Below are 8,502 nucleotides of genomic sequence, written 5' to 3' on the forward strand. Positions count from 1 at the left end.
AAATCCTCTGTGTTGGTTAAGACAATATGTGTTAAATTGTTGTTTTTATTTGTGATGGTCTCACGCAGAAAATAGAGAATGGATTCATAGAATGCTTTGCATTCAAGATTTGGATTTTGTGCATTAGGCTTCACAAATTCTTGCACATTGTCGCTTTTTTTGACTTCAAAAAGCACTTTTGGCACAGAATCATCATAGATTGCCAAATCGATTCTATCTTTCGTGTTGCAATCATAACCAAAGGCTTGGTTCAAGAAATCGCGCAAAAGATTTTTTTGGTGTTCTTCTGATTCGCCCTTAGAATCTGCAATGCCCGCTAGATATGATTCCAAGCTTTGCCCAAACTCCCCAAGCGCGTCTTTTGCGGGAGAAAAAGGGCTATGGCTTTGCACAAAATCTTGCAATGTTCTAGGGCAATAGCGCATGTCTCCTCCCGCTCGTTTTTGCCCATTCTAGCGTGCATACGCTTTAAAGCCCCTTAAAAACCACACCATGCCCTACCGCGCCGCGCTAGCGCCTATCAAACGCGCTGCCGCCCGCGTCTGCAAAGTCTGCTGCTGCGCCTGCGTCAGCCTCTGTCGCTTTGATGTCCTCTTGCACCCACGCGATTTTATTTTGCGCGCTCTTGAATGCCGCATCGCCCATAAATAGGCTAAATGGCGGCTTTGGATTGCGCGAAACCTCATAGAGAATCTGCGCAAACTTTTGCGGATTGCCCGCCTGCTTGCCGCTATATGCCGCGCTGCGTTCCTCAAACGACTTGCGCCTCGCGTCATAGGCTGTCGTTTTGAGCTCGCCCTTGACCATGCTCGCGCCCAAAAACTCGGTGCGGAATCCGGCGGGCATCACATTGATGGTGTGGATTCCATACTCGCCCACATCGAGCAGCAGCCCCTCGCTTAGCGCGCTTATCGCGAATTTGCTCATACAATAGGGCGTGGAATTGTTGCTCACGCGGAAGCCGCCAATCGAGCTAAGGTTGAAGATGCGCGCCCTGATGTTTGCTGCGCTGCCGCCCTCGCTTAGCGCTTGGGGGCGCAAGATTTTCAGCGCATGTTGTGCGACAAGGAATGGCGCGAATACGTTGACCTCGAATTGCTCGCGAAGCTGCCTTTCGCTGACTTCTTCGACAAAGCCCAAAAGCCCGTAACCTGCGTTATTCACGACATTATCGAGCCTGCCAAATTTTTGTTGCACAGCCGCGAGATTCTGTGCAATCTGTGCGTTGAGCCCTTTGTCAAAGCGCAATTGCAGCGGCAAAAAATTCTCGCTCTCTTTGCCGAGCTTATCCTCGAGGTTCGCGAGCTTGCGCGATGTCGCCGCGACTTTGTCGCCTTTTTCTAGCAAATATTTTGCGAGTTCCAAGCCCAAGCCCCCGCTCGCGCCCGTGATATACCAAACTTGATTTTTCATTATTGCTCCTTTATTTTTTGTGGTGTTTTGCGCAAATATGGGCATTGCGCCCGCGCCTATGACCGCGCCCGTGAGGGCAAGGGTTTTGAGGAATTTTCTCCGATTGTGCATCGTGCTCCTTTGTGAAAAGATTTTGGCATTATAAGGCATGACACCTAGTGTTTGTCAAGGGGACGATGGGGAATTTGGGGAGATTTTGAGTGGGGTGTGTGGGGCGATTGGTTACAATTTAGTGTTGATTCCATGATACAAATCAGTTATTGAGTTGCAAAATATTTGAATGTGATTTGACAAGCCTGCAAGATAGAGCTTAAAGAGGTAAAAGTAATTTTCTATGCAGTATTCCAAACATCATCTTGCCTAATCACCCTGCCACCTTTTCAAGGTCGGGAATAATTTCGTGCAATATTGCCTCATTTGCTCATTGCTCATTCCCGCTTGTGCGCCATATAAAGAGCACATTTGTATATATTCTTGCATCGATACTTTGTCTATAAAATCACCATTTTCATAACAATATTTGCAATAATCAAGATTTATGCTTCCGTCTTGATTACGCCCCAATTGTTCCTCGGAATCTATGGGCATACCGCAACTTTGACATATTTTATTCTCCATAAGAATCTCCCATCATATACCCTGCCAAAAACCCAAAAAAGCTTTCTGAAACCTCAAAATGCCCAAAGCGTAATTTTGGCGCATATTCTTTCCATTCGCAATGCATCTTTGCGATGCCAAGCGGGCATTCTCGCGCAATTGTATCCCACGCAACATTGCGCCGAAAAGGAAAGAAACCCCGAAACATCTCAACTTGATACACATTTTCATCGGCAATCGTTCCCAAAGCCGTAAATTTTTGGTAAGGTTCTTTAGAATCCATGCAAAGTTTTGGGCTATAATAGACGATTCTATCCCCCTGCCGCATGCGCCTAAGGGGCGCAGCCTTGCCATGGCAGAGCTGCGCAAACCCCCCAGCACAACCAACCTTGATATGATTCTTTGACGCCACGCCGATAAAATACCGCATTCTAGCTCCTTAAGCAGAAATCAGAGCCGCATTATACCATATTATCGGCACATTTTGCGCGCCTCGCAAAGCGCGCCTAATGCGATTGCGCTATTTCCCGACAAGTTTTGCCGCCTCGCCGCTATACCTGTCGCCAACAATCGTAATTTTGCCAAGCGCGGCATTGATGGCGCGCAAATCCTCGCCACTCAAGGCAATCGCGCTCGATTGGAGATTCTCCTCGAGCCTGCTCGCGTTAGTTGTGCCAAAAATCGGCGCGATAAAGGGCTTTTGCGCACACACCCAAGCAAGCGCAATCTGCGCCGCTGTAGCGTTCTTTTGGCGCGCAATGTCGCGAATTTGTTCAGGCAGAGCCATATTTATAGAATAATAATAGATTTGTTGTATAATTGCAAATCCCAAAAAAGGAGAGCTGCTTGAGGCTTGCAAATCGCCGCTACACAGGGGCAAAGACGAAGCTGTTGGAGCAAATTGATAGGGTGATTGTGGAAAGCTCTGATTACACAAACGCACGCAATCTTAGCTTTTTTGATGTCTTTGCAGGCACAGGAGTGGTGAGCGAATTTTTTATGCAAAAGCCACAATTTGGGCAGTTCGTGATGAATGATTTTTTGCACTCTAATTTCGCTATTTATCAAGGATTCTTTGCGCAAGGAAAATTTAATATTGATAAGCTACAAAAGATTCAAGCGCATTTCCAAAATTTAGATTCTACGAGTTTGCCAAAAAATTATTATTCAGAACATTTTGGGGGCAAGTTTTTTAGTCACAATGACACACGAATCATAGGAGAAATTAGAGAAAATTTAGATGAAATGTTGCAAAATCAGCAAATCAACACAAAAGAGTTTTATATTCTTTTGAGCAGCCTCATTTATAGCAGCGATAGAATCGCAAATACGGTGGGGCATTATGATGCGTATCGTAAAAATATTGCTTTACAGGATAGGTTTGTGTATGAGCTGATAGAACCTATTACAAGCAATGCAAAGATAGAAATATATCGACAAGATTCTAATCTTTTGGTTAAAAATTTATGTAAGCAAAAAAGACAAATAGATATAGCTTTTATTGATCCTCCTTATAATTCAAGGCAATATTCACGATTCTATCATTTATTAGAAACTTTAGCCAAAAATGATAAGCCAAAGCTTTATGGCGTTGCCCTCAAGCCGCAGCCACAAAATATCAGCAAATACTGCAAGGTTGGAGCAAAAGAGGTTTTTAGGGATTTGATAAAATCCTTAGCAAAGATATGTAAGGTATTGGTGGTGAGTTATAATAATACTTATGCTTCCAAATCTAGCTCAAGCAAGAATAAGATACAATTACAAGAAATTAAAATGATTTTGGAATCTGCAGGGAAAACGCAAATATTTGACTTTGACTACAAAGCTTTTAGTAGTGGAAAAACAGATTTTATCAATCATAAAGAGTTTATATTTGTGTGTAGGTGTTTTTAATGACTTCTAGGACTATACAAGAAAACTCTATCCGCTCCCCATTTTTCTATGTAGGAGATAAATATAAGCTAATGCCACAGCTCAAAAGGCTTTTCCCTAATAAAATAAAAACCTATATTGAACCTTTTGTGGGCGGTGGGAGTTCATTTCTCAACATTAAAGCAAAACAATATTTGCTCAATGATATAAATCCCTATCTTATCAATTTACATTTATTTTTGCAAACTCAATCGCAACAAAAGATTTTAGATTCTTTGTTTCAGGTGATAGAGGATTATAATCTCTCTTGTTCTATTAAAAATATCATTCCACCGCTAGATTTAAGAGCGACTTTTAAAAAGACATATTTTGCCAAATACAATAAAGAATCTTATTTACGCTTAAGGAATGATTTTAATCAAAATAAAAATGATATGGTGAGGCTTTATTTGCTACTCATTTATGGTTTTAATCGAATGCTTAGATTTAATAGTAAAGGAGATTTTAATCTGCCTGTGGGGAATGTAGATTTTAATGCAAATGTAATACAAGCATTAAAGGATTATTGCCACTTTGTCCAAGATATTCCCATCTCATTTTTTAATCTTCATTATGCAGAGTTTTTAGAATCGGTGCAAATGGACGATGGAGACTTTATTTACCTTGACCCACCCTATCTCATCAGTGATAGCGAATACAACAAACTATGGAGTGAATCTTCAGAGATGGAACTTTATAGAATCTTAAATAGCCTCAATGATAAGGGGATACAATGGGGTATTAGTAATCTTTTATGTCATAAGAGAAAATACAATAGGATTTTAGAAAAATTTGCTAATAGATACGAAACACATATTATACAAAGTAATTATATCAGTTTTAATGATAATAGCATTAAAAAAGATTCTGTGGAGGTTTATGTAACCAATGTCAAAAAGAAACGCACAATACAAAATTCTCTCTTTTAGCACCACAATGAGAAATCCTCAAAGGATAGCTGCTTTCCTCAAAGCTTTATTGCCCTATGAGGAGAGAATCTTAACACATGAAATTATTATGGAAATAATCGCTAATTGGATTCAAAATAAGTTCTATACTCCAAATTATGCAAAACTAAATTTCAAAGATATTTTAGAATCTGATGAATATTTCACCGATTCCCAAGTACAAGAAATCATAGACAATTCACCACAAAATCATAAAGAAGCTGGGTTTAGTAGAGGTTGGGATTCACGCTTTGATACTTTTTATAAACTCCCTATGGAGTTTGGATTTTGTTTTTATGCAATGAATGAACCTTTAAAAATCTCTAAGACAGGACATTTACTTATAGATGCTGTAAATGAAAACAATGAAGCAAAGATTGCAAATATATTTTTAAATTGCATGATGAAATATCAATGCAATAATCCCTTTAGAAGTGTTTTAAATGCGAATGTTCCATTACTTTTACTCCTTAATACAATGAGACTTTTAAAAGAGAAAATCGGAGATTCAAAAATCCATATCTTAGAGATTCCTTTTTTCTTATGTTGGAAAAATGACGACTATAGCGCACTTTGCGCGTATATTTTGGAGTTTAGAAAATTAATTCCAAGTTTCTCCTATCCGCGAGAAATAGTTTATGATAGATGTTTAGAGATTTTAAATTCTAACAACACAATACGATTTAAGATTTCCCAAATCTGTAATGAAGCTGTCGATGAATATATAAGAAAAATGCGTATTACAGGTATTATTTCGCTTCGTGGGAACGGGAGATTTTTAGACTTCAATACCTTTGAGCTACCAAAAATTGAGTATGTAATAGCAAATTATTCTAATTTTAAAAATTTTATTGATAAAAAATTATATTTTTCGTATATGGGGGAGATTGATTCCACGATTTTAGAGATTGAGGAAGTTAGTAAGCCAAGTAGCCAGAACGCGCTCAAAATTCAAACGCTAGAAAAATTTGCTAATCAATATACAAAAGACCAAATTTACCATGAATTACACATTTTAACTTGCAGGTTGTGTAGTAAAGATGAAGTATTAAAATTTATCCCAGAGTCTACGAGATTTGAATTTTTAACCGCTATTGCTTTGAAGCAACACTTTAGCACACTAGAGATTATGCCAAATTATAGCATTGATGATGAGGGATTGCCAAAGTGCCATGCTAGTGGTAATCAACCTGATATTGTCTGTAAAGACTTTCAAAGTCAATCTATTGTAGAAGTTAGTCTTATTTGTGGCAGAGGACAAGTTCATAGTGAGCTTTTGCCAATTACGAGGCATTTAAAAAGCCTCATAGAATCTAATAAGGGCGAGACTTTGACACATTTTGCTATATTCATTGCTCCAAAAATTTTTGAAGATTCTAAAGTTTATGTAGAGTTTATTAAGTTTAAAGATGGTTTAGACATTAGAAATTTTGATATTTTAGAGTTTATTCATCAGCTTAAAACTATTGCTCAAAATCAACAAGCTTTCCAATTTTTATAGAACATTGCCAATCAAAACTTTAAATATCTAAACCTGCATATTTCCCATTACACTTACAAATCAAATGTAAGTCTGTTGTCTCGGATTCTTACGGCTTATTAATCCCCAAACTCTGACGGATTCCAAAATCGGGCTCTAGCGCCAAGCGCACGACAAGATGCGCGATACTCTTGCGCGAAATCAGCCCGCTTGGATTCCTAAACGCTTCGCCTTTTTGCGTGAGCTCGTAATCAATCTCATCAACATTGCTAAACCAGCATGGGCGGATAATCGTATATTTCAGATTCGAGCCCTCGACAATCAGCGCACTTTCGCGATAGGGCGCAAGCGCGGGGTTGATGCTGCCAAAAGCCTGATTTGGAATCTCCTGATATTCGTTTTGGTAGATTCCATACGAACTAATCCAAATCAAACGTTCAACCTTGCTTTCATTCATCGCCTCGACAATCGTTGTCGCCATTTTTGCAAGATTGCCTGCCAAATTGGCATAGACAACATTCACGTCTTGCATCGCCTTTTTCAATGCGTCTTTGTCTGTCGCGTCTCCCTCGATGACTTGCACGCGCGGCGATTGTAGCGATTCGATTCGCTCGAGCCGCTTGGCATTGCGCAAGAACAGCACGAGATTCACATCGGTGTTTTTAAGGAATGCCTCAATCACCCATCGCGCCACGCTCCCATTTGCACCAATGATTAGAATTTTCATATTTTCTCCTTTGTTGTGTAGATTTGCAAAATCTTGTGCATTCCATTCCGCGCTCCACGCGTTGCCCGCAACGAGGCTCGAAAGCGCGAGCAGAAAGCAAAGTTTTGCACCCGATTGGATTCTTTGCACGATTTTTTGGCAGATTCTAGGCAATTTTCCTCTCCTCAAAGACTTTCTTGGCGGCAAAAACCGCGTTGAGCACGCGCGGGAATCCAGTGTATGGAATGCACTGCATAAAGGTCTCAATCACCTTTTGGGGCGTGATTCCGACATTGAGTGCCGCGTTGATATGCACCTCAAGCTGCGGCTCGCAACCGCCCGCCGTGAGCAGGCTCGAAAGCGTGATGAGCTCGCGCTCTTGCAGGTTTAGCTCGCCGCGCGTGTAGATGTCGCCAAACGCGAACTCGATGATAAAATTGCCCAAATCGGGCGCGATATTCGCGAGGCTGTCGATGACCTTTTGCCCCGCCTCGCCGTCAATCGCTTGAAGCTGCGCAAGCCCTCTGTCAAATCGTGTCATTGTCTCTCCTTTATTTTTTGTTTGTCTTTGCTCGTGCGCGTCCAGCGTGCCAAACGCGCCAGAGCCCAAAGCGAGCGTGAGCGCATCGCGCAACACCTCGCGTCTCTTGTTGTCGCAAGTCTCATTTTGCATTCTTTTCTCCTTTTTTGCCTCTTTTTTTGGTTTGGCATTGCTGTTGCAGAATCTTCTTGCATTCGCCAAAGCTGCGCGGTTTGTAGTGTGCACTCCCGTTTGTGATAAGCTCAATATAAAGATTTTCTTTATATTCAAGCATCGCAATCGCTTCTTGCAGCTTCGCAATCTCGGCGAGATTCTTCGCCTTTTGGCTTTGGATAATCGCGAGCCGTTCTTGCAGCGTTGAATCGCCCTTGTCGGCGAGGTTTCTGTAATGCGCAATGTCTTTGATGCTCATTCCAAGCCCGCGATAGAGCTCAATCCAGCAGAGCCAATCGACATCTTGCGCGCTGAAAAGCCGCACGCCGTTTTTGTCTTTGTAAATGCGCGGAAACAGCCCCTTGTCGAGCCAAAAGCGTATTTTGCGCGAGGGAATGCCGCTTTTGCGTTCCACCTCGATAATCGTATATGTCATCGTTGTCACCTCGTTTGTGTCGTGTCTGCGCGGCTTTGTCGCCGCCCTTGTGCGTTTTTGGGCGCGCCAACAAACCACAGCGCATATTATAATCCCTAACACTTGGTATTTGTCAAGGAGGAGGGAGATGGTGGGTTGTCATTGCGTAATATAATGTAGTGTGAAATGAATGGTTTGCTTTAATTCTATGTATTCTTACGATTCCCCCCCCTTATAATAACATTTTCAATAATCCAATCATTTAATTCCTGATGAACTTCTCCATTATTTTTATTTATCTTAATTTATTTCAACTCCCCTTAAGCTAACTTAGATATA

Annotated in this window: 10 protein-coding genes and 2 pseudogenes; 3 read left to right on the forward strand and 9 right to left on the reverse strand. The window is 41.1% G+C overall.

Translation table 11 applies throughout. The annotated features are described in order from the left end of the window. The 6 genes and pseudogenes from HDT10_RS05345 to HDT10_RS05365 form a co-directional block, all read right to left on the reverse strand. Positions 1–425: pseudogene (locus HDT10_RS05345) on the reverse strand (class I SAM-dependent DNA methyltransferase); the annotation flags it as partial. 85 nt (positions 426–510) lie between these two features. Further along, positions 511–1,413: an SDR family oxidoreductase gene (locus HDT10_RS05350; protein WP_290880863.1), complete on the reverse strand. Its 903-nt coding sequence runs from the start codon at positions 1,411–1,413 to the stop codon at positions 511–513. Between the two features lie 48 nt (positions 1,414–1,461). Further along, positions 1,462–1,563: pseudogene (locus HDT10_RS10230) on the reverse strand (twin-arginine translocation signal domain-containing protein); the annotation flags it as partial. Between the two features lie 210 nt (positions 1,564–1,773). Further along, positions 1,774–2,031: a zinc ribbon domain-containing protein gene (locus HDT10_RS05355; protein WP_290880864.1), complete on the reverse strand. Its 258-nt coding sequence runs from the start codon at positions 2,029–2,031 to the stop codon at positions 1,774–1,776. Continuing rightward, a complete protein-coding gene (locus HDT10_RS05360) occupies positions 2,021–2,440 on the reverse strand; it encodes an EVE domain-containing protein (protein WP_290880865.1) in 420 nt (139 codons plus the stop codon). Before HDT10_RS05360 ends, HDT10_RS05355 begins: the two co-directional genes overlap by 11 nt. A gap of 90 nt (positions 2,441–2,530) precedes the next feature. Beyond that, positions 2,531–2,842 (reverse strand): aldo/keto reductase, encoded by a 312-nt coding sequence (locus HDT10_RS05365; protein WP_290880866.1) that lies wholly within the window; start codon positions 2,840–2,842, stop codon positions 2,531–2,533. 14 nt (positions 2,843–2,856) lie between these two features. Between HDT10_RS05365 and HDT10_RS05370 the strand changes: the two genes are divergently transcribed. Genes HDT10_RS05370 through HDT10_RS05380 form a run of 3 tightly spaced genes read left to right on the forward strand, consistent with a single transcriptional unit; the run spans position 2,857 to position 6,369 of the window. Beyond that, positions 2,857–3,903, forward strand: coding sequence for a DNA adenine methylase (locus HDT10_RS05370; protein WP_290880868.1), 1,047 nt, complete (start codon positions 2,857–2,859; stop codon positions 3,901–3,903). Beyond that, positions 3,903–4,850 carry a Dam family site-specific DNA-(adenine-N6)-methyltransferase gene (locus HDT10_RS05375; RefSeq protein ID WP_290880869.1) on the forward strand — a complete coding sequence of 316 codons (948 nt, stop codon included), beginning with the start codon at positions 3,903–3,905 and terminating at the stop codon, positions 4,848–4,850. The genes HDT10_RS05370 and HDT10_RS05375 overlap by 1 nt, the downstream gene beginning before the upstream one ends. Then, positions 4,810–6,369: an AlwI family type II restriction endonuclease gene (locus HDT10_RS05380; protein WP_290880871.1), complete on the forward strand. Its 1,560-nt coding sequence runs from the start codon at positions 4,810–4,812 to the stop codon at positions 6,367–6,369. Before HDT10_RS05375 ends, HDT10_RS05380 begins: the two co-directional genes overlap by 41 nt. Positions 6,370–6,457: 88 nt before the next feature. On the opposite strand, the gene HDT10_RS05385 is transcribed toward HDT10_RS05380, so the two are convergent. From HDT10_RS05385 to HDT10_RS05395, 3 genes are read right to left on the reverse strand one after another with little or no spacing between them, the layout of a single operon-like run. Next, complete coding sequence (locus HDT10_RS05385) at positions 6,458–7,228, reverse strand: NAD(P)H-binding protein (RefSeq protein ID WP_290880874.1); 771 nt, start codon at positions 7,226–7,228, stop codon at positions 6,458–6,460. Beyond that, positions 7,221–7,727 (reverse strand): carboxymuconolactone decarboxylase family protein, encoded by a 507-nt coding sequence (locus HDT10_RS05390; protein WP_290880876.1) that lies wholly within the window; start codon positions 7,725–7,727, stop codon positions 7,221–7,223. Before HDT10_RS05390 ends, HDT10_RS05385 begins: the two co-directional genes overlap by 8 nt. Continuing rightward, positions 7,717–8,184 carry a MerR family transcriptional regulator gene (locus HDT10_RS05395; protein ID WP_290880878.1) on the reverse strand — a complete coding sequence of 156 codons (468 nt, stop codon included), beginning with the start codon at positions 8,182–8,184 and terminating at the stop codon, positions 7,717–7,719. Before HDT10_RS05395 ends, HDT10_RS05390 begins: the two co-directional genes overlap by 11 nt. Positions 8,185–8,502: the final 318 nt, after the last annotated feature.

Origin of the sequence: Helicobacter sp. (assembly GCF_014799995.1) — a bacterium.
Taxonomy (GTDB): domain Bacteria; phylum Campylobacterota; class Campylobacteria; order Campylobacterales; family Helicobacteraceae; genus Helicobacter_D.

Excerpts from the sequence above, each read along its gene's own strand:
- HDT10_RS05350 (WP_290880863.1), bottom strand. The coding sequence starts at position 1,413 with ATGAAAAATCAAGTTTGGTATATCACGGGCGCGAGCGGGGGCTTGGGC.
- HDT10_RS05355 (WP_290880864.1), bottom strand. The coding sequence starts at position 2,031 with ATGGAGAATAAAATATGTCAAAGTTGCGGTATGCCCATAGATTCCGAG.
- HDT10_RS05360 (WP_290880865.1), bottom strand. The coding sequence starts at position 2,440 with ATGCGGTATTTTATCGGCGTGGCGTCAAAGAATCATATCAAGGTTGGT.
- HDT10_RS05375 (WP_290880869.1), top strand. The coding sequence starts at position 3,903 with ATGACTTCTAGGACTATACAAGAAAACTCTATCCGCTCCCCATTTTTC.
- HDT10_RS05380 (WP_290880871.1), top strand. The coding sequence starts at position 4,810 with ATGTCAAAAAGAAACGCACAATACAAAATTCTCTCTTTTAGCACCACA.
- HDT10_RS05390 (WP_290880876.1), bottom strand. The coding sequence starts at position 7,727 with ATGCAAAATGAGACTTGCGACAACAAGAGACGCGAGGTGTTGCGCGAT.
- HDT10_RS05395 (WP_290880878.1), bottom strand. The coding sequence starts at position 8,184 with ATGACATATACGATTATCGAGGTGGAACGCAAAAGCGGCATTCCCTCG.